The 19229-nt window shown below is 59.0% G+C and carries 16 protein-coding genes and 2 pseudogenes; 9 read left to right on the forward strand and 9 right to left on the reverse strand.

Annotated features, from left to right (window positions below):
- Positions 1–17: 17 nt before the first annotated feature.
- Positions 18–926 (reverse strand): annotated as a pseudogene (locus AIOL_RS25985) (dihydrodipicolinate synthase family protein).
- 396 nt (positions 927–1322) lie between these two features.
- On the opposite strand from AIOL_RS25985, the gene AIOL_RS17045 reads away from it, so the two are divergent.
- Positions 1323–1961 carry a glutathione S-transferase family protein gene (locus AIOL_RS17045; protein ID WP_049644089.1) on the forward strand — a complete coding sequence of 213 codons (639 nt, stop codon included), beginning with the start codon at positions 1323–1325 and terminating at the stop codon, positions 1959–1961.
- 17 nt (positions 1962–1978) lie between these two features.
- Here AIOL_RS17045 and AIOL_RS17050 read toward each other — a convergent pair whose 3' ends face one another.
- The 4 genes from AIOL_RS17050 to AIOL_RS17065 all read right to left on the reverse strand — a co-directional run bounded on the left by AIOL_RS17050 (position 1979) and on the right by AIOL_RS17065 (position 7204).
- Positions 1979–3571, reverse strand: a complete 1593-nt coding sequence (locus AIOL_RS17050) for a GMC family oxidoreductase (protein WP_049644090.1) — start codon at positions 3569–3571, stop codon at positions 1979–1981.
- A gap of 378 nt (positions 3572–3949) precedes the next feature.
- Positions 3950–4714 (reverse strand): SDR family NAD(P)-dependent oxidoreductase, encoded by a 765-nt coding sequence (locus tag AIOL_RS17055; RefSeq protein ID WP_049644091.1) that lies wholly within the window; start codon positions 4712–4714, stop codon positions 3950–3952.
- A 148-nt stretch (positions 4715–4862) separates the two neighbouring features.
- On the reverse strand, positions 4863–5936 hold the full coding sequence (locus AIOL_RS17060) for a tartrate dehydrogenase (protein ID WP_049644092.1): 1074 nt from the start codon (positions 5934–5936) through the stop codon (positions 4863–4865).
- Positions 5933–7204 (reverse strand): flavin-dependent oxidoreductase, encoded by a 1272-nt coding sequence (locus tag AIOL_RS17065; RefSeq protein ID WP_049644093.1) that lies wholly within the window; start codon positions 7202–7204, stop codon positions 5933–5935. Before AIOL_RS17065 ends, AIOL_RS17060 begins: the two co-directional genes overlap by 4 nt.
- A gap of 69 nt (positions 7205–7273) precedes the next feature.
- Here AIOL_RS17065 and AIOL_RS26335 point away from each other — a divergent pair, with 69 nt between their 5' ends.
- From AIOL_RS26335 to AIOL_RS17080, 3 genes are all read left to right on the forward strand, one after another.
- Positions 7274–7681 (forward strand): integrase core domain-containing protein, encoded by a 408-nt coding sequence (locus tag AIOL_RS26335; protein WP_152912568.1) that lies wholly within the window; start codon positions 7274–7276, stop codon positions 7679–7681.
- Between the two features lie 311 nt (positions 7682–7992).
- The gene (locus AIOL_RS17070) at positions 7993–10374 is read left to right on the forward strand and encodes an Ig-like domain-containing protein (RefSeq protein ID WP_049644094.1); all 2382 of its coding nucleotides are present in this window, start codon (positions 7993–7995) and stop codon (positions 10372–10374) included.
- A gap of 945 nt (positions 10375–11319) precedes the next feature.
- Positions 11320–11784, forward strand: a complete 465-nt coding sequence (locus AIOL_RS17080; protein WP_049644096.1) for a hypothetical protein — start codon at positions 11320–11322, stop codon at positions 11782–11784.
- Positions 11785–12043: 259 nt separating this feature from the next.
- Here the strand turns inward: AIOL_RS17080 and AIOL_RS25550 are convergent.
- Positions 12044–12229, reverse strand: a pseudogene (locus AIOL_RS25550) (hypothetical protein); the annotation flags it as partial.
- A gap of 82 nt (positions 12230–12311) precedes the next feature.
- Between AIOL_RS25550 and AIOL_RS24540 the strand changes: the two are divergent.
- The 3 genes from AIOL_RS24540 to AIOL_RS26340 all read left to right on the forward strand — a co-directional run bounded on the left by AIOL_RS24540 (position 12312) and on the right by AIOL_RS26340 (position 14442).
- Positions 12312–13270, forward strand: a protein-coding gene (locus tag AIOL_RS24540) for an IS630 family transposase (RefSeq protein WP_152912289.1) whose coding sequence is annotated in 2 segments (ribosomal slippage) — positions 12312–12653 and positions 12656–13270 — 957 coding nt in all. Because the reading frame shifts where the segments join, the coding sequence is not laid out codon by codon here.
- Between the two features lie 666 nt (positions 13271–13936).
- Positions 13937–14230 (forward strand): hypothetical protein, encoded by a 294-nt coding sequence (locus AIOL_RS17095; protein ID WP_049644097.1) that lies wholly within the window; start codon positions 13937–13939, stop codon positions 14228–14230.
- 47 nt (positions 14231–14277) lie between these two features.
- Complete coding sequence (locus tag AIOL_RS26340; RefSeq protein ID WP_369094744.1) at positions 14278–14442, forward strand: H-type lectin domain-containing protein; 165 nt, start codon at positions 14278–14280, stop codon at positions 14440–14442.
- A 203-nt stretch (positions 14443–14645) separates the two neighbouring features.
- On the opposite strand, the gene AIOL_RS17100 is transcribed toward AIOL_RS26340, so the two are convergent.
- Positions 14646–15458 (reverse strand): helix-turn-helix transcriptional regulator, encoded by an 813-nt coding sequence (locus AIOL_RS17100; RefSeq protein WP_082152649.1) that lies wholly within the window; start codon positions 15456–15458, stop codon positions 14646–14648.
- A 734-nt stretch (positions 15459–16192) separates the two neighbouring features.
- Positions 16193–16972, reverse strand: coding sequence for a helix-turn-helix domain-containing protein (locus tag AIOL_RS24550; RefSeq protein ID WP_160314507.1), 780 nt, complete (start codon positions 16970–16972; stop codon positions 16193–16195).
- A 549-nt stretch (positions 16973–17521) separates the two neighbouring features.
- Between AIOL_RS24550 and AIOL_RS25165 the strand changes: the two genes are divergently transcribed.
- Positions 17522–17845: a hypothetical protein gene (locus tag AIOL_RS25165; RefSeq protein WP_152912569.1), complete on the forward strand. Its 324-nt coding sequence runs from the start codon at positions 17522–17524 to the stop codon at positions 17843–17845.
- Between the two features lie 26 nt (positions 17846–17871).
- On the opposite strand, the gene AIOL_RS17105 is transcribed toward AIOL_RS25165, so the two are convergent.
- Positions 17872–18636 carry a DUF1013 domain-containing protein gene (locus AIOL_RS17105; protein ID WP_049645510.1) on the reverse strand — a complete coding sequence of 255 codons (765 nt, stop codon included), beginning with the start codon at positions 18634–18636 and terminating at the stop codon, positions 17872–17874.
- Positions 18637–18800: 164 nt separating this feature from the next.
- Between AIOL_RS17105 and AIOL_RS25555 the strand changes: the two genes are divergently transcribed.
- Entirely contained in the window at positions 18801–18971 is a 171-nt protein-coding gene (locus AIOL_RS25555) for a hypothetical protein (protein WP_160314508.1), read from the forward strand.
- The last annotated feature ends 258 nt before the right edge of the window (positions 18972–19229 follow it).

Consider the following 19229-nt stretch of genomic DNA (forward strand, 5'->3'; position numbering starts at 1 on the left):
TGTGTTTCAGCCCAGCCCTAAGGAGCAATACCGTGCAATTGCGCGATGTCGGCCTCAAGCTCGGCCTTCTGCGCGTCGCTCAGCGGCACCAAAGGCGGCGCCATGCGCGTCCAGGTCGCGTCGCCGCTGCGCCAGGCCTCCACCTGCTTCATCGCGGCCATAAGCGGGTATTTCGACGCCACCACGCGCGCCGCCTTGACCTTGGCGAACGCGGCGCTGTCCGGGCCTGCCGCCCTGCCCGCCTGCGCCAGCGCCCCGAACGCGTTGGTCGAGCCCGAGATCAAGCCCGCGCAGCCACCGGCCAGCCCCTCAAAGAGCAACGCCTCGCTGGAGGGATAGACGTCAAAACCGCCCTCAACACCGCCGGTTGCATCCGCGAAGGCCAGCGCCTGGGACATGTCGCCACTGGAATCCTTCAGCCCCGCAACCACCGGGCCAAACGCCTGTTTCAACCGCACCACCACATCCACCGGGATCGGGGTCATCGAGACCTGCGGGAAGTGGTAGAGATAAACCCGCAGTCGGTCATCTCCGACCGCCTCGATCAGCCGCGAGAAATAGGCATAGAGCCCCTCGTCGCTTGGGTTCTTTTAATAGAAGGGTGGCAGGACCAGCACGTTGCAGAACCCAGCCGCGACCGCCGCCGAGGTCAGATCAACCGCATCCGAGGTCGCGCAGGACCCGGTGCCAAAGATCACGCGGTTCGGGTCGAACCCCGTCTCGGCGAACGCCCCCGGCAAGGCCATGCGATCGCGGTAGCCAATCGAGTTGCCCTCGCCTGTCGTGCCGGTCGGCGCCACGCCGTCACAGCCTCCGTCGGTCACAAGGTGTTTGCAGTAGGCAATCAGCTTATCGGCGTCCAACGCGCCATCTTCGCCGAATGGCGATACAGCGGCGGCATAGATCCCCCGGATGGCTTTGCTCATGTCTATCCTCCCTAACACGATCCCGCCTAGACACGCTTAAACCGCCAAGCCCGTCAATGCTTTACGTGCAAATGCTTGAGGACATCTCGCATAGATCGTCACTTTAAGCCTGGAGTGGGCCTTTGGGCCTGCCAAATCTCTTGCAAGAGATTTGCACTTTCCTTGCAAGGAAAGTGGGCCCGCGCGTTGGTAAGACGTTGCGATAGAGCCAGCATTTCGGGTCGCGCCGAAGAAACTCTTGCAAGAGTTTCGCAATTTTCTTGCAAGAAAATTGCGGCGCGCCAATGCACGCTTCGGGCCAAGATTGATCTTTCGCTCTAAATGCCCCCGAAGAAATTGAGCTTCCCTCCCGGCCCCGCTACTGTTCTGCCAACGCACTCAAACCGCGAGCACAGCATGATCGATCTCTACACCTGGACCACCCCTAATGGCCGCAAGGTCTCGATCCTGCTCGAGGAGCTGGGCGCCGACTACACCGCCCATGCCGTCGACATCACCAAGGACGCGCAGTTCGCCCCGGACTTCCTCAAGATCGCCCCCAACAATCGCATCCCCGCGATCGTCGACCACGACACGGGCGTGCAGATGATGGAGACCGGCGCGATCATGCTGTATCTGGCCGAGAAACATGACCGCTTCTTGCCCAAAGGCAAGGACCGCTGGGCCGCAATCGAGTGGCTTATGTGGCAGATGGGCGGGCTCGGGCCGATGCTGGGCCAGGTGCATCACTTCGTGAAATACAACGCGGGCAAGTCCGCCTATGCCGAGGAGCGCTATTCCAAGGAGGCGCGGCGGCTCTATGGCGTGCTGGATCGGCGGCTGGCCGGGCGCGACTACATGATTGGCGAAGATCGGGGCGCTTATTCCATCACGGATATGGCCTGCTGGCCCTGGGTCTCGCGCTTTGAGTGGCAGGAGATCGACCTGGGCGATTTCCCGAACGTGCGCGACTGGTACCTTCGCATTGCCGAGCGCCCCGCCGTGCAGCGCGGCTATCAGGTACCAAAATACGTGACGGATGTGCCAATACCCTAAGCTTGGTAGCGGGGCCGTCAGGTCAGAAACGAGGCCCCCATCTCGCCGATCAGCAACGCCGCCGCGTTCGTGTTCGCGGCGGGCATGGTGGGCATAATCGAGGCGTCCACGACCCGCAAATTCCGCAGCCCATGCACGCGCAACTGGTGATCCACGACCGAACCCTCCTGCGCGCGCGGCCCCATGCGGCAGGTGCCGATCATGTGGAACGTCGTGGTGCCGCGTTCCACTGCGGTCTGCAGCAGCTCTTCATCCGATTGCATCGCGTCGCCGGGATAGATCTCGCCCGCAAAAAAGGGCTGCATCGGCGGGGTGCGCATCAGCTGCCGCGCCAGGCGAAGCCCCGCGAGCAGGACACGGCGGTCCTCGGGTGCGCTTAAGTAATTGGGCTGTATCTGCGGTTTCTCGAACGGGTCCGAGGAGCGCGCCAGCACCGTGCCGGTGCTTTCGGGGCGCTGCTGCCAGGCGGCCAGGGTCATGCCCGGAAGGTCGTCCAGCTGGCTCTGATTGCCCTCCTTGTAGCTCGCGGGCATGAAGGTGATCTGCAGATCGCTCTCGTCGAGCACCGGGTTGGATTTGGCGAAGGCGTAGCAGACCGTGGACGGCAAGCTCAGAACCGAGGGGCGCCCGGCCAGCCATTTGGCGACCTCGCCCGCGAATGCCATGCCCCGCGTGCGCTCGTTGAAGGTCTGCGTGCCCTTCACCCTCGCCGTGAAACGCGGCGTATAATGGTCGCGCAGGTTTTGTCCGACACCGGGCAGCGCGTGCCGCAGGGCCACTCCAATGCGGCCCAGATGCGCCGGGTCGCCTATACCGGAGAGCTGCAAGAGCTGAGGCGAGTTGATCACCCCGCCCGCAAGGATGACCTCGCGCCTGGCCTTGACCTCGAACGATCTCCCGCCGCGGCGCACAAGCACACCGGTTGCGGTCTTGCCCTCAAAGCTGATCTCGGTGGCGTGGGATTTGGTCAGCACGCGCAAATTGGGGTTCTTCAGGTTGGGCTGCAGAAAGGCCCTTGCCGCGCTCTGCCTGCGCCCCGCGGCGATTGTGCGCTGCGAATAGGCCGCGCCGAACTGCGCCCCGGCGTTGTAATCAGGGTTGCGCGGGATGCCGAGCGTCTCAGCGCCGTCCAGGAAGGCCTCACAAATGGGATGCGTCCAGTCGGTCGGCGTCACCGCCAGCGGCCCGCCGCGCCCACGCGCGCCGTCCTGGTCGGGGCCGAGCCAGGTCTCAAGATCGCGAAAGCTCGGCAGCACGCTGGCGTAGTCCCAGCCCGGATTGCCAAGCTGCGCCCAGTGGTCAAAGTCCGACGGCGCACCACGGTTGAAGACATTGCCGTTGATCGCGGACGATCCGCCCAGCGTCTTGCCTCGCGGCACCGGAATGCGGCGCCCGCCGGTCCAGTCCGACGGCTCCGCCTCGTACATCCAGTTGAACCGCGCGTTGCGCATCAGCTTCATCCAGCCGACGGGCAGATGGATCATGGGGTGCCAGTCCGCCGGGCCGGCCTCGATCAGGCAGACGCTGTGGCGCGTGCGCTCGACCAAGCGGGCAGCCAGCACGCAACCCGCCGAGCCCGCGCCGACGATGACGTAGTCGAATTCCTCCATCGAGCCAGGTTCGTCTGAGACCTATTCGAACGTCAATAGGGGCTGTGCGATACCTGTGATCTGGAGCGGTCGTTGCGAACACGCGCATTGCCTTAACCACGCTTGCCGACCCCAGGTGCAGCGGAACCCAAGCAATGCAACCGCCCGAGCTTGCCTCGGGCAGCGGCCGACCTCCCCCAGGAGGCCGCTTTTGCGACGCTGCAAACCAATGAAACAACTGCGGTTGTAGAGAGCGCGCGCCAGGTGGCGATGTTGCGCAGGCGACCTCCAGGTCGGCCGCAGCCCGTGTTGCGCTTGGTTCAAGGCGGAGGCCCCGGGTCAAGCACGGGGCGGGAGTCTAACGCCCGCTCCAAGCCAATCCCGGAGCTACGCAAAGGCCTATTTGGGCGGCAGCCTCACCGCGCCATCCAGGCGCAGCGTGGTCCCGTTCAGATACCGGTTCGCCACGATCTGGCTGGCCATCAAGGCATATTCCTCCGGCGCGCCCAGCCGCGGCGGGAACGGCACGTCGGCGGCAATCTTGGCGGAGACCTCCTCGGGCAGGCCCTCCATCATCGGCGTGTTGAACAAGCCCGGCGCAATCGCAACCACGCGGATGCCCGCGCGGGCGAACTCGCGGGCGGCGGGCAGCGACATGGAGGCGATCGCCCCTTTCGAGGCAGCATAGGCCGACTGCCCAAGCTGGCCATCCTGCCAGGCGATAGAGGCGGTGTTGATTATGACTCCGCGCTCTCCGCCAGCGTCTGGCTCCAGGGTCATCATCCGTCGCGCGGCATGGGTCATAACATAGTAGCTGCCGAACAGGTTGATCCTGAGAGTTCTCTCGAAGAGATCGAATGACGGGGTGCCGTCCCGCCCCACGATCCGCGCGGCCAGCCCGATCCCCGCACAGTTCACGGCCACGCGCGGGGCCTGCCCCAAAGCGGCCTCGGCCTCCGCTATGGCGGTCTCGACGGCCGCCGCGTCGCTGACATCCACTCCGACGGCAATCCCGCCGATCTCGCCTGCGACCCGCTGGGCCGCCTCTTGGTCTAGGTCAAGGACGGCAACGCGCGCGCCCATTTCTGCGAAGTGCCGCGCGGTCGCCGCGCCAAGCCCGCTGCCGCCGCCTGTTATGAGTGCTCCGTTGCCCTTGAGTTCCATATGTGGTGTCCCTCCCGCGTGCCTTCTGCCGGCCGATTTCTGACTGTAAGTTGTATCGACTGCTTCGTGGGGCATCGCAACCGGGCCGAAACATTTTTGGCGGCCCAGGATTGCCCGCCCCCGGTCGTGAGCGGCGAGCCGTCGATGGCTAGATATTTTCACCCCGGATCGCGCGACAAACCGCATCGGTGACGTCTTGGGTCGTGGCGGTCCCCCCCACATCAGGCGTCACCGTTCCCGCGGCGCATGTTCGCTCGACGGCCCGCATCATGCGCGAGGCGGCCGCCGTCTCGCCAAGATGTTCCAGCATCTGCGCGGCGGTCCAAAAAGTCGCCACCGGGTTGGCGATGCCTTTGCCGGTGATGTCGAACGCCGAGCCGTGGATCGGCTCGAACATCGAAGGGTAGCGCCGCTCTGGGTCGATATTCGCGGTGGGCGCCACGCCCAAAGAGCCCGCCAGCGCGCCCGCAAGATCCGACAGGATGTCCGCGTGCAGGTTGGTCGCCACGATTGTGTCCAGGCTGCGCGGCTCTTTCACCATGCGCACCGTCATCGCGTCGACCAGCATCTTGTCCCAGGTCACGTCGGGGAACTCGGCGGATACCTCCGCGGCGATCTCGTCCCACATGACCATGCCATGCCTTTGGGCATTTGACTTTGTCACCACGGTCAAAAGCTTTCGCGGGCGCGACTGCGCCAGCTTGAACGCGTAGCGCATGATGCGGCTCACGCCCGCGCGGGTGAAGACGGCGACCTCGGTGGCGACCTCCTCGGGTAGGCCGCGATGGGCGCGCCCGCCCATGCCGGCATACTCGCCCTCAGAGTTCTCGCGCACGATCACCCAATCAAGGTCACCGGGGCCCACCCCCGCCAGGGGCGCCTGGATGCCCGGCAGGATCCGCGTTGGGCGCACGTTGGCATATTGGTCAAACCCCTGGCAGATCGGCAGCCTGAGGCCCCAAAGCGTCAGGTGATCGGCCACATCCGGCGCGCCCACCGCACCAAAAAGGATCGCGTCATAGGCCTTGAGCGTCTCGGTCCCGTCCTCGGGCATCAGCGCGCCCGTGCGCTTGTAGCGGTCCGAGCCCCAATCGAACTGCGTGACCTCCAGCGCAAATCCGCCGTCGCGCCTGGCCAGTGCCTGCAAGGCTTGCAGGCCCGCGGCGATGACCTCTGGCCCGATACCATCAGCGGGTATGGCCGCAATCTTGTAGGTTCTCACGCGCTTTCCTTTACCTTGGAGCCGTGGGCGATCGTTGGCGGCGCGGCGTTGAGCGCCTCGACCGCGAAGCCAGCTGCGGCCTTGTATTTGGCCATGTAGGCCTGGCGTTCCGCGGCGGGAATGACCGCGTCAATGTCGTCGAAGACGCCGCCGCAGCGCTCGTCCAGGACGTTCAGCAGGCCGAACGGGCCCGCGCCGCGGTTGCGCAGCACAAGCTCAGACACCGGACCGCAGAGCTGCGCGTCATAGGCGCGCAAGGCCGCGGGCGACACCCCGTGCGCCAGCATCTTCGCGCCCAGAACGCGGGCATCCACAATCGCCTGGCTCGCGCCATTTGACCCTGTGGGGAACATCGCATGTGCGGCATCTCCCAGCAGCGCCACGCGCCCGTCCACCCAGGTCGGGACCGGGTCACGGTCGATCATCGGGTTTTCAAAGGTGCAATCGGCCTCCTGCAGCATCGCGGGCACATCCAGCCAATCATAACGGAAATCCTCGAAGTGGTGGATGAACCGGTCCAGCGACACCGGGCGGAACCAGCCCTCCTGCTGCCACCCCTCGGCGCTGTCGACCGTGACCTCGGCGATCCAATTCACCAGCGCGTAACCCTCTGCATCCGGCGCCGAGATTGGGTACATCACCACGCGGTGGCGGTGGTTGCCGAGCCCCACAAACGAGGATCCCGTGCGCCACGGCTTGGCGCGCACGGTGCCGCGCCACATCAGCATCCCGCCCCAGTGGATGGGCGGCTGCTGCGGATGCATCTGGGCGCGCACAACGGAATGAATGCCATCCGCTCCGATCAGGATCGGGGCCTGCAGGCTTGCTCCACCGTCCAAATGCACCACCACGTGATCGCCGCTGGTCTCGTATCCCGTAACCTTGGCGCCAAGCCGCACCGCATCCCCGCCCAACCGTGCGATGACCTCTTGGTAAAGCAGCATGTGAAGCGCCCCGCGATGCGCGGCATATTGCGGCCACTTGTATCCCGCCTCAAGCCCGCGCGCCTCGGCGTAAACCTCGCGACCGTTCAGCCCCACCAGCGCCCATTCCCGGGCCGCAAGCCCCACGCGGTCCAGCGCCTCTGCACCGATCCCCAGATCAAAAAGCTCGCGCACCGCATTGGGTTGTATGTTAATGCCCACGCCCATGGGTTTCATTTGGGAAGAGGCCTCAATCACCTGGCAGGGCACGCCGATCTGGTGGAAGGTCAGCGCCAGGGCCAGCCCGCCAATTCCTCCGCCAGCGATCACGACTTTGTTGTTCATAGCGAGTTCTGCATGCCCATGCCTCCCAACACGCCGCGCGGCCCCTGATGCGCTTTTCGCAACGTGCCGATGATTGTGCCAAGGTTCAACCGAGTTAATGGCGGGTCAGGCGGCGCCGCGGCGGCGCGGTTTCTTGGACCGCCCCCCCGAGATCATGAACAGCGTTCGGGGCCGCCCGTGTACCGGCTTGGAATAGACCAACGCGTTAACCGAAACCCCGGTCAGAATCTCAACCGACATTCGGGCGGCCGCTGGATTGACAACCGGCTAATCGAACGCTTGTGGCGGAGCCTGAAATACGAATGCGTCTATCTCAATGCTTTCGATACAGGCCCACAATCTCTGGCAGCCATCGGCAAATGGATGGGGCATTGCAACGTTGAGCAACTGCATTCCGCCCATGGCGAAATTATTTCGGACCATGAGTATGTAATCGAAAACAGAGCCCGAAAGAGTGACGACCCAAGTATAAAATGAGCCACCTTAAATGAACTTCAGGATGCACGGAAATTTAGGGCCACCTCGGTATCTTACTTCGAGGTAGGGAAAAGAAGCGTTCCAGCGTGATGACGCACCGGACTCGCGACACACATGACGCGCCTTGGGGTCGGTTCGCGAAGTCAATTTGCGACTTCGACAACTTCGCAAAGAAAAGCCTCTCTAAATGCTCCCGCTCTGATAGTCAGGAGGCGCTACACCGCATTAACTCGCTTAGGTATCACCTGAAAAATTGTTGGACTTGAAGGGGTTGCCCGTGAAACTTCAAGCAAAAAATAAGCGAGGCAATTATGGCTATTGGGCAGAATAACTTCAATGACAATCTCCGCGAATCGGCGGTGGATGTCTATATCGATGCGGGTTCGACGGTTCGGGCGCCACTGGACAGAACCGATTTCATCTTTTCGTTTTCGCGCGAAGAGGTTCAGGACTTTGAACGCGTGGGCGATGACCTCGTCTTGGTCCTAAACAACGGCGAAACCGTTCGGATCATTGACTACTATCAGGGCGCGTATGAGCACGCCTTGTTGTTTGGCGGCGAGGGCGGCGGAGTTGGCGTGGGCGTTCTGGCAGCTGGCGCGCTGGGGCTTGGCCTCGCTGGACTGGCTCTGGCCGGTGACGGCGGGGACTCGGATCCTGTATCGTCCCCGCCGCAAGTGTCTCGACCAACGATTGACGACACCGCCGTGACACGGTTCATCGGCTCAAATTCAACAGGCGGCGTGCAGATCACAGGAACTGGCGAGCCGAACACGACGGTTGAGGTGGACATCGGCGGCGAGGTCAGGATGGCCACGGTGGATGCAAGCGGGTACTGGTCCGCGAATTACAATCTCGCCGATCTTCCCAGCGATGGCGTCTACACCGTGACTGCGGTCGCGACCGACCCAAATGGGAATGCGTTCAACCTGCTTGGACCAAACCTGGACATCGACACAACAGCTCCGACCGCGTCGCCGACCGATGGGTTTGAAGCGACGGGCGACGTGATCTCCGCGGTGGAACATGAGAATGGTGTGGACCTAAGCGGGACCGGCGAGCCAGGAGCAACGGTGGCCGTGACGGTGAACGGCGTAACACACGAAACCACTGTAGACCCAGCGGGAAACTGGCAGGTAACCTTTGCGCCCGATGAACTTCCCACCGGAGAGACCACGATCCCTGCGGTCCTGGTCACAACCGACCCGCATGGAAACAGCGCCAGGACAGTGGAGGCGCTGGTCATTGACACCGATCCCGGCGACCTCACGCTATCGACGGACCCGATCGAAACGGACGATGTGATCAACGCCGTGGAGCGCGCGGACGGCGTCGTTGTGCACGGCACTGCGACACCTGGAATTGCGGTCGCCGTCGCAGTGGGAGCCGCAAGCTATAACGTGACCGCATCTCCCTCTGGAGACTGGTCGGTGCTGGTGCCGCGTTCCGACTTGCCAACCGGAACGCAAGACCTGTCCATCCGGGCATCCATCTCCGACGACCAGGGCAACACGAAAACTGTGTTCGACAGCGTACGTGTTGATACCGTTGTTGACGATTTCCGCTCGGATATCGGTGCGGTGACCGGCGACGGGTTTGTGAACTCCGCGGAGCAGGGTCAGGGCGTCACCGTGTCTGGTGTCGTCGAACCTGGATCTACTGTGATGGTTCAGTTCGGAAGCACCGAGATCGCCGCGACTGTCGATTCGCTCGGCAATTGGACGGCGGTCATCCCCACGGATAGCATCGCACCGGGAACCTACAACATTCCGATCTCTGCTACGGCAACGGACCCAGCTGGAAACTCGCAAGTACTGTCAGATGTTGTCAAAGTGGACACTGAAACCTCGCTGACCGCATTACAATTCCAGACCGCTGACGACGTGATAAACGCGCAAGAACGCAGTGATGGGGTGACATTCTCTGGGACAAGCGAGCCCGGCGCGACGATTGCCGCGTCGTTCTCGGGGACAACGCTCAGCGCCGTCGCCGACTCTGCCGGCAATTGGGAAATCACGTTCCCCGAGGCCGCCGTTCCAGTCGGCACTTACAACGCAAATGTCCAAATTACTGCCACCGACATCGCCGGAAACAGCGCGAACCTGTCCGAGAGCTTCCTTGTGGATACGCAAGTCGACACTCCAGGGGTCAATTCCCTGACCTTCACATCCAACGAGGTTACCGGGATCAGCACGCGGAATGGCGAGGATGCCCATTCGATTTATACGCTGCAGCCATCCGGGGCCCTTGGCGCAATCAACACGACTGCATCTAGCGATCCGAATCTCGGTACGGAATTGGATTTCGGCACACCCATCTTGGATGGCACCAATTTTGTGGTCGTCAGCGAGGACAATGCCGGGAATAGCGCCGCGACGCTTGTCGTCCTTGAGGACAATGCTGGCAACGATTCCACGATCCTGCATCCCGGTTTGGACGGATTTGATGTCCTGGCGCTTGATCTGGACTATTCTTACGGGTCTAATCTGGTGCTGTCAGACGCCCAAATCATGGAGCTGACCAACGGCACGGGCTCTTTGACTGTCTATGGCGGAGCGGACGACACGCTGACGCTGTCAAACGCAACAAGGACCGCGGGGAACCAAACCAACGGGAACGACGTCTTCGATGTCTACACGCTGGATTCTGGCGCGACGGTTTTGGTCGATGACGACATCCGCGTCGTGATCTGAATGGGGTGACCGGTTGCGGGCGTAGCCCGACAAGACCCATGCGACCGTGACGATGCGACAGCCTGATCACAACCCGATGCTGACAGGTTCGGATTGTGGTCATGGCTGTCGTATCGTTTGTCTGCTTGGTCGCGCAGAGTTCCCAGTCAGGGTGGAGCGGCTGCAACATCTGCTTGCTGGCCTCGGCCTTACGACCTGAACCCAGCGACCGCCTTGGCCTCTACGTCCTCTGGTACGGCCATCACGCCAGCGCCCTTTAGGATGCCGCAAATCGTCATCCAGAAGAAAGAATACAATTCATCTCTGATGTGCACCTCCGGCTGGTGTTTTTTGGCACCCCCCCAAGAATTCAACTCCAAGTGCGACACCGGAATACCGGTACAGATTTGGGATAGAATTACTGTCACTTAACACTGAGCGAGCGCCGCGATCTGCACAGCATGATGAAGATGGGCTTGAGCACGGCAGAAATGACGCGTGAAGGCGGGCGGTGGGCCATGTCCATAAGTGATTCTCACTAACGAGAACACCGGTCCGGATTCCCATTACCCCACTTCGGCGCAACAATACGTACAGTTCCGATCAACCGTTTCCAATTTCGCACCAACCACATGCGTTTTGAGCCGTACGAGGCCAAAATCGGTCCTGTGACTATCATTAGCGAATTGGTCATTCTTGGCTAATTTCCTGGCCCTAGCGTAACCGATTTAGCGCCATATTTGCCCCAAATTCCCGCATAGAGAGTCCAATCGAACCCCGTTCACGTTACATCCCTCTCGCAGTCACGAGAGCCTCCGCGCCGATGATGCTCGCACCACGTCGGCACGCGAAGTCATACCGCCAGGTGAATTAGCAAATACTGTTCCTCGAATACAGCTCGGTAGCCACTGTGGCGTTCGCCAAACGTCCCGGCAGCCGGTTCAAAACATCTGGGGAGGGGCGGCTATGCCCGCTATCACGATTATCAATGCCAGTTTCGAGAGCAGCTATGATGGCGATTGCGTTGCCCGCATCACGAATGATGGTCGGTTCATAAGCCAAACGACCGCCGAAACCCAAAACACGAACGTGATTAACTCATTCAATCCAAAGGTTGGTGAGGGCGACGATTCAAGCGGCAGAAGCTACACGGCCAACATATTCGCGGGCACGACGCTCATCGGGACCACGACCGGTCACCAGGACAGGTTTGAGAAGCCAGAGAAGACAGATCTTGAGGACCTATTCGGCTCGCTGGACACCACAGATGGGTCGCTGAACGGAACTCCGGCGCGCACGCTTCTGGGGGGTGGAGAAGTCACACGGCATCTCCACGAGCAAAAGCAGTTCGCGACCTTCTGCAAGCGATCTATCGAGAACACAAAGCAGGTGCGATCAGAGCATCCGCACGAGATTTCGCAGGCCGCCTAGCGGATAAATTCACACATAGCATTGAGGAAGAAAGAGCAGAATAAAAAGACTACTGGCAAACACAGGCCACGCAGCAAGTCCGGACGCCCCCCCCTGTCCGGACTTGTCTGCTGTCTGGCGCGCAGGTTGCATGAGAACCGAGCCTAAAAAACCGTGCAAAAATCAAACACAAGCCGGCAGTAAAGTTAAGAAATACCTGGAATGGATGGATCACGGGTATGTCGGTATAGGCTGTCTTAGCACCAACGGCTGCGATTCAGTCCCGCACTTTTTTGGGCAATAAAGCGAGCCTTGTTGCGCCATTGATCCGAGCGACAATGGCGAGCGGCCCATTGTCGGATCTTATGTATTCCAGCGGACCACACAAGATGCAAAGGTCTGTCAGGGCGTCCAGCACGTCCGTTGAGTTGAGCTTGCGATCGACCCGGATCATGAGCGCCCGCCTAAAGCGTTTCGACAAAAGTTTGAATCGGTTGGATTCCCACAGAGCTTGAACTGTGATTCACCTTGATAGGGAGGATCACATCATGCCAGCACCATTGTCGACAGAACTGCGCGACCGCTTTGCGCGTTTGATCAGGGAAGGACTGTCCGGGAGAGAAGCCTCACGCCGCCTTCAGGTTTCTGCCGCCACTGGCGCTCGATGGGCCGGTCGAATCCGGAGTACCGGGGCTGCCACTGTTGCACTGATGGGACGTCCTGCGGGATCGGGCAAGCTGGCCGACCATATAGAGTTCTTTAGGGAGTTGGTGACGCAGGACCCGGACATCACGTTATTCGAACTGCGTGATGCACTCGCTGATGCGGAAGGGGTTGCGGTCCATCATTCCGCCATTGCGGGGTTGCTCAAGCGCCTCGGCTTCACGCACAAAAAAAGTCGTTGGTGGCCTCCGAGCGCCGCCATGCCAAGGTAAGGCGACGGCGGGCTGATTGGTTTGCTCATCGCATTCCGGCCGTCGGGGCCTCACCGGATCGTGTTGTCTTCATTGACGAAACCGCCGTGAAGACGAACCTCACGCGGCTACGGGGCTGGGCGTCACGCGGCGAGCGCCTGACCATGGACGCGCCCTTCGGCAGTTGGGGGACGCAGACACTGATTGCCGGTCTGAGCTATGATGCGCTGATCGCACCCTGGGTCATCAAAGGCGCAATGGACGGTCCTGCTTTTGCCGCCTACATCCGCGAAGTGCTGGTGCCCGAAATCACACCCGGCACGGTGGTGATTCTCGACAACCTGGCCACGCATCGCAACAAGGAAGCAGCAGCCGCGCTAAAGGCGCATGGCTGCTGGTTTCTGTACCTGCCGCCACACTCCCCAGACCTCAACCCGATTGAACAAGCTTTCTCGAAGCTCAAGGCCCATCTCCGACGGATCGGAGCACGCTCGTTCACATCCGTCTTCAAAGCCATCGGTGAAATCTGTGACCTGTACGATCCGGAAGAATGCTCGAACTACTTCAAGGCCGCTGGATATGTCTCAAACTAATGTCGAAACGCTCTAGTGCATACATCACGCGCCATTGTGCTCGAACCAATGGCACACATGGCGGGTTATTCAGCGTCCGATAGACCCGTCCATCAGCCGTGCGGTTCTGAACAAAATCGTAGGACCAGAAGCAATTGCAATCATCCTTACCGCGTCAGCGGAGACGCCACACAGCGACACTAGCTTTAACTTCGCACGCATTCGCGCCGCACCACACAAACGAAGAGGCGCCGCGCATATAAGAACGCCAATAGGTAAGCCAGATATGTGCGTATGGCAGATGTCCGCGAATACAAGAGAAACTGCGCCAAAAATATCAACAAGTTACAATATCACCCTGGGGGCGATTGAATTGCTGAACGCGTTAGGTGGTTCAACTACCATGGAAAGAAATAATGGGTGCGACAGACAAATACACCACGCATAAGCCAGAGAAAGTTTTGGACTTTGGCGAATATCGATACGAGCGCTCAGGCATCGAAATACGGCGCGTGGTCTTGGATGGACCGCCCAAAACGACCAGACCGCCCCCTTTGGAGCAAGAAAACCTGATCTGCGGCATGTTCGCCGATCGGATTACCGCCCCGCCGTCCAGAACGTCCTGGCTTGTCAGATGCTTCGGGTCATGCCGAGAGTGGCTGCGGGGTAAGTTCGCCTTCAAGATACTTGGCGGTATTTGGCGCCAAGGGCAAAAGCACGATCAAATCAAACCAAAAAGCGGCCCATCGGGAGGGCGCCGAGATGCTGCCTGAGACAATTCAACATATCAAGATGCCGACCGAAGGCCAAAAGACGATCCGCGCCCGCGCGGACGAAATTCGCATCGCTCTTGGCCATGAGACAATTTTCGAGCACATCAACCCTGATGACTACATGTGGACTGGGCATGGCTCGCGCAGTGTCGAGAAATTGGTGACGTTCGATCAGCCGTTTGAACGGCCCCCGCAGGTCATCCTCTAAGCCTCACCTGCCTCGATGCGTCTCACGCCGAGAATATGCGGTACAAGATGATTTCCAGAGACGTATCCACCACCGGATTCGAGATCGTTTTTGAAACCTGGTCGGATACGAAAATCGGCAGAGCAGCGGCCTCGTGGATGGCCGTCGGCCAAACAGCTGAATCGAGAGTTCATGCCCTGCTGAATGGCGCGAACTTGACGACCGATGGGTAGCTTTGACGGAGTTAGCACGTGCCCACCACACTCACGAAACTTACTAATCGGTGAAAGGCCGTTTATTTCAGCGGCCTTTCACCAATCTAACAATTCACTCGTTACTCAACCCCTTAAACTCAAAGGGATCCGTGCGACGCGCTGTCGACCACAAGAGACGATGGTAGCCGCCATGTGGGTTCAGCTCGTCGGTTAGCATTTGGTCAAGCGACACTCTCAAAAAGATGGTCCACCGGATCACCGTAAGCTACCTGTTCCGTCTCGCGAATGTACCCGCATTTGGCCAGGTCGCTCTTCAGGATACTTCCCTCACCAATTCGTTCCAGAACGATCTTTGAGCGATTGATGCTCTGCTCATGTTTGTTGCCCACGCCAAGGTAACCGCCGTACAAACGCAACCGCTTGCCGAGTGTCGAAAGGTAGAAAATACTCAGGCTCGTGGTCACATTCAAAGAGTCATTGGATCGCATTTCATATGTGAATATCCTGTCCGCTGTCAGGAACATTAAGCCGTTGAATTTGCAAGAATAGTAGGTCTTGAACTTCTCATCGACATCGCAAAGATACTCAACCCGATCGAAATGCGTCAGCCCGTCCTTCTGGTAGATTGAAACAACGGCGCGACTGTATTTCCTCGCCTCCTTCACGGCGGGGCGGTAACAATAGTATTTCCCCGCCAGCATGCTCAAGCGATCGCTGTTTTTCTTACTCGCCTCTTGAAGCTTATTGAACGCGTCCAACACATCGGGCGAGATCTTCTTTGACTCGTCTCTGAGCGTAAAGATCTGCCGGAATTCTTCGGGTGCCAAAAACATCTCGTTCTCTTCGACACAAAAATGGTCACAGAGCTTTCGAAGCGTTCTAATCGATGGAGCACTCGTTCCGTTTAAGTATTTGTTTATTTGCTGCCTGTTGATCTCCAGATCCCTTGCAGCCTGAGCAATAGATGACTTTAAGCTGCACAGGTATCTTAGGTTGTTAACAAAATTATCCTGTGAATTCTGTTCCGCAGTCATTTTTTCTCCCCTACGGGTTTTTTTGGCTATGTCCGATCACTTTTCTCAATCGAGTGCTGCGCACTGCTCCTTGTTTCGACAGACTGCGGTATTGATTTAAATACTTCAATTTCAAAAACTTTTTCGTCGACAGCGCTTGAAGCCATTTGGTTTCGCCTCCTGTCTCTTTTCGAGTATTTGGTGAAGCGCAAATGACTCAGGTGGAGCTACAAGTTGCCTTTATTTTGCCACAATTCGTGAATGTGTCTTAGTTAAGCGCGGATTAGCTCACAACATGCGAACTGCCGCGCTATTTGCTCCGAATCGGCAAACGGCCCCTTGGCACCGGCTAACGGCACCACAGAGGCAGTTGAATTGCGCTGCTGACATATGATTCGGACGGGATGAATGCATAAGAACGCATCATGCTTCGCGTCCGTGGGAATGACAGCTCCGTGCATGCGATGCTTGGCAGCAAGTCGACGCGAGCTTGTCGATTTGGAGAAGCGATTCACATGCGTTCAAGTCGTCACTGTGAACCGTTCTGGGTTTTTGGGCGGCTCCAACTCCTGAGTAGGATAGGAGCATCGTGAGCAAGGTAGCGAACCAGGACGCCCTCGATATGCGCTAGCGTACCGTTTGCCTTAGTCTCTTGGCGAAGAAGTGAGGTAACCGATCCCGATCGGCTGTTGCAATAAGCTGTTGAAAATACGGCGGAACCAGTCCAAAGGCCGCGAAGTAACTACGTCTAATTCTTAAAAATCTTTGGCGGAAAGCGTTGAGATAATCTCCTGCTCTAGCGCCAAGTCGCCGGGCCCAAGAAGCCCACATTGGCGAAGGTCACTAGGTGTAATTGGCCCATTCCCAATTTTCTTCAGACAGTTATTCGATGTATTTACGCGCCGCAGGGCTGATGGGCAAACATTCACGGATTTCCCCCAAAGCAACTTTTTGCCGTAAAATGTGGGATAGTAAGTGCCGAACGTTAACGTCGCAGCGAGTTTTTCCGGTTGTTTTGATTCAATCCAATACAGACGGTCACTCACCAGATACAACACTCCGTAGACGCGCTGTAGGTACGAGTACTTTTCGTCAGCGTTGCACGAAACATTGCACTCATATCGCACGGTCGAGAACAGCCCGTTCCTGTTTGTGACCGTTAGGAAAGAACGGGATACGGTGAGGTCATTCTGGTCAAAGAGCTTGTAAGAAACAAACTTCCCACACATCATGTTAAGCCGCGCTGCTTCACTTTCCGATGCAGAGCTTATGCCCGAATACGCCTTTAATATCTCAATTGGAGCTTGGTTGTATTCCTGCTTCAAGCGAAACGTGTTCTGAAATTCAGGAGGTTCTAAGAAAATCTCGGTTTCGCTAATACAAAAATGATCGCATATCTTCTTAAGAGATATCACAGATGGCGCGTTCACTCCTTTTACGTACTTACTAAGTTGCTGCCGATGAATACCAACCCGTTCTGCAGTCTCTTTTACTGTTCCAGTCATTTCACACAAGAAGCGGATGTTCTCCGCCATGTCTTTTATCGTACGATTCATTTTTGAGTAAGTTCCGTTGCAAGCCTTCACTAGTTCAATATGTGACTACCGGTCTCTCCCGGGGACACATTCGGATCACAAGACCCACCCAACACCCAGCCCATTGAGGGACAAAACACAGCGAGGAAGGGTCCAACGCCTAACAAAATTACTAATCACGACGGATCTATAACCTTTTAAGGACTTTTAAGCAACCGTTACCAAAACTCTGCATTCGCTCACATTTGTGTTACTGTTTGTCGGCTATCCGCCAACACTCTTACCCGCGGAAACTTAACAATGATTCCTGTCGTTTAGCTGTCGACCGGAAAAATTGCGTCACACCCTCGGCAAACAGTGCTGAGGGGCCATCCAGGTGGTTTCATTAATGGGTTAAGGAGCCCTTTTTAGCGAAGAAGTCGTTAGACCAAATGTAAATCCCGGAGCCTCCATGTCCACTGAATCGGTTTGATGATCTGACCGTCGCGGAGCAAAGTTCTGCAGTCTGACACCCGAGGCGAACGAGCTGAGGGTAAGGAGGTGGAGTCAATGGAGCTTTATGGCCGCCCTGGAGGTTGCCTGCGCAACGGCACTGATTTTCGAGCGATCTCTAAGAACACTAGCGTTTCAATGAGTTGCAGCTTCGCAAAAGCGGCCCGCTGGGGGAATGAGGTCATTCAGCGCCACCGACTCGAGCGAATGGCCGAATTGCCGCGCCTGAGGCAAGCTCGGGCGGTTGCACTGCTTGGTTCCACTACGGCTGGTGTCCGCAAGCGTTGTCAGGGCGGTGCGCTTGATGCGCAACGTCCCCTCCAGGCAAATTACAACGAAAACCACAATGTCGACCATGCAAGACGCGTCACCGAGCGGTGACGCCGCAGGCAGCGTCCAAACGGGCCTTAGTCGTCGTCGATATCCGGCTGGTCGTCCCCCGACGGCAGGTTAAAGAAGCTGTCGGCATCCGGCAGATCATCTTCGTCATCCATATCGCCGCGCGGGTCGCCTTCGGGCTCGGACAGCGAGAAGGTCTCCAGCCCCGACATCGCGGCGGGGATCTTTGGCTCCGGCTCCATGTCCAGGCTCTGCTCGGTCGAGACAAGCTTGCGGCGCTCGTCATCGGTCATGACCTCGCCGTCGGCCTCTTTCTTCTTGGCGGCCTTCTGCACGGCGGCGTCCAGCTCGGACTGCTTGCACAGGCCCAGCGCCACCGGGTCGATGGGCTGGATATTGGAGATGTTCCAATGGGTGCGCTCGCGGATCGCCTGGATGGTGGGCTTGGTGGTCCCCACCAGCTTGGAGATCTGGCCGTCGGTCAGCTCGGGATGGAACTTCACCAGCCAGAGGATGGAGGCGGGGCGATCCTGACGCTTGGACAGGGGCGTGTAGCGCGGCCCACGGCGCTTCTCCTCGCCCACGGCGGCAGCGTAGAATTTCAGCTTCAGCTTGAAGAGCGGGTTCGCCTGCGCGGTGTCGATGTCTTCCTGGGTCAGCTGGTTGTTGGCGATCGGGTCGAACCCCTTCACGCCCGTGGCCACGTCGCCATCGGCGATGCCCTGCACCTCCAGCTCGTGCAGGCCGCAGAAATCCGCGATCTGCTTGAAGCTGATCGTCGTGTTGTCCACCAGCCAGACGGCGGTCGCCTTCGCCATAATCGGTTTCGACATCATACGTCTCCTTGCATCTGCCCCCGCCGCGCGGGGCGGCGAAAGGGGTGGCTGACAAATACGTCCCTGACCGGGGAAATCCGGTGGCCCGGCTGGGCCCGTTCCGCGATTTCGGGGAAGTTGACGCGCTATATAGACCTGGATCAGCCCGAGGGAAAGACCCCATGCGTTGGATTGCGGCTTTGTTGATCATGGCCGGGCGCGGGCTCATGTCGCTGGGCCATAACCAAGCCCGGTTCGTCGTCGATAAGGGGCTGACAGAACTCTCCGAGCACGCGGTGCATCCCTTTCAGCGCATGGTGGCGCAGGCCTTGGATGTGGAGATCGCGCCTTAAGAGGGGAACGCACCTGGAGGGTGGGGGTACGGCGCTCCGGTCTCGCTTGGCCTTGAGCAGGCGTTGGGACGGGCCAAATCTCTTGCAAGAGATTTGCACTTTCCTTCCAAGGAAAGTTGGGTCCGCAAGCGGCCAAGAGATCGCCCTAGGCGGATCATCTCGTGTCGCGCCACTGAAACTCTTGCAAGAGTTTCGCAATTTTCTTCCAAGAAAATTGCCACGTGCCAACGCCCGCTCCAGGTCAAAAGACCGCTTCGG

This window comes from Candidatus Rhodobacter oscarellae (assembly GCF_001078595.1).
Classification (GTDB): domain Bacteria; phylum Pseudomonadota; class Alphaproteobacteria; order Rhodobacterales; family Rhodobacteraceae; genus Rhodobacter_B; species Rhodobacter_B oscarellae.

What these genes read in the sequence shown, in the direction of transcription:
- AIOL_RS17105 (WP_049645510.1), bottom strand. Translation starts at nt 18,636, where the DNA reads ATGTCGAAACCGATTATGGCGAAGGCGACCGCCGTCTGGCTGGTGGAC.
- AIOL_RS25165 (WP_152912569.1), top strand. Translation starts at nt 17,522, where the DNA reads ATGGAGCTTTATGGCCGCCCTGGAGGTTGCCTGCGCAACGGCACTGAT.
- AIOL_RS17055 (WP_049644091.1), bottom strand. Translation starts at nt 4,714, where the DNA reads ATGGAACTCAAGGGCAACGGAGCACTCATAACAGGCGGCGGCAGCGGG.
- AIOL_RS26335 (WP_152912568.1), top strand. Translation starts at nt 7,274, where the DNA reads ATGATTGTGCCAAGGTTCAACCGAGTTAATGGCGGGTCAGGCGGCGCC.
- AIOL_RS26340 (WP_369094744.1), top strand. Translation starts at nt 14,278, where the DNA reads ATGATTTCCAGAGACGTATCCACCACCGGATTCGAGATCGTTTTTGAA.
- AIOL_RS17065 (WP_049644093.1), bottom strand. Translation starts at nt 7,204, where the DNA reads ATGAACAACAAAGTCGTGATCGCTGGCGGAGGAATTGGCGGGCTGGCC.
- AIOL_RS17050 (WP_049644090.1), bottom strand. Translation starts at nt 3,571, where the DNA reads ATGGAGGAATTCGACTACGTCATCGTCGGCGCGGGCTCGGCGGGTTGC.
- AIOL_RS17045 (WP_049644089.1), top strand. Translation starts at nt 1,323, where the DNA reads ATGATCGATCTCTACACCTGGACCACCCCTAATGGCCGCAAGGTCTCG.
- AIOL_RS24550 (WP_160314507.1), bottom strand. Translation starts at nt 16,972, where the DNA reads ATGGCGGAGAACATCCGCTTCTTGTGTGAAATGACTGGAACAGTAAAA.
- AIOL_RS17100 (WP_082152649.1), bottom strand. Translation starts at nt 15,458, where the DNA reads ATGACTGCGGAACAGAATTCACAGGATAATTTTGTTAACAACCTAAGA.
- AIOL_RS17080 (WP_049644096.1), top strand. Translation starts at nt 11,320, where the DNA reads ATGCCCGCTATCACGATTATCAATGCCAGTTTCGAGAGCAGCTATGAT.
- AIOL_RS25555 (WP_160314508.1), top strand. Translation starts at nt 18,801, where the DNA reads ATGCGTTGGATTGCGGCTTTGTTGATCATGGCCGGGCGCGGGCTCATG.
- AIOL_RS17070 (WP_049644094.1), top strand. Translation starts at nt 7,993, where the DNA reads ATGGCTATTGGGCAGAATAACTTCAATGACAATCTCCGCGAATCGGCG.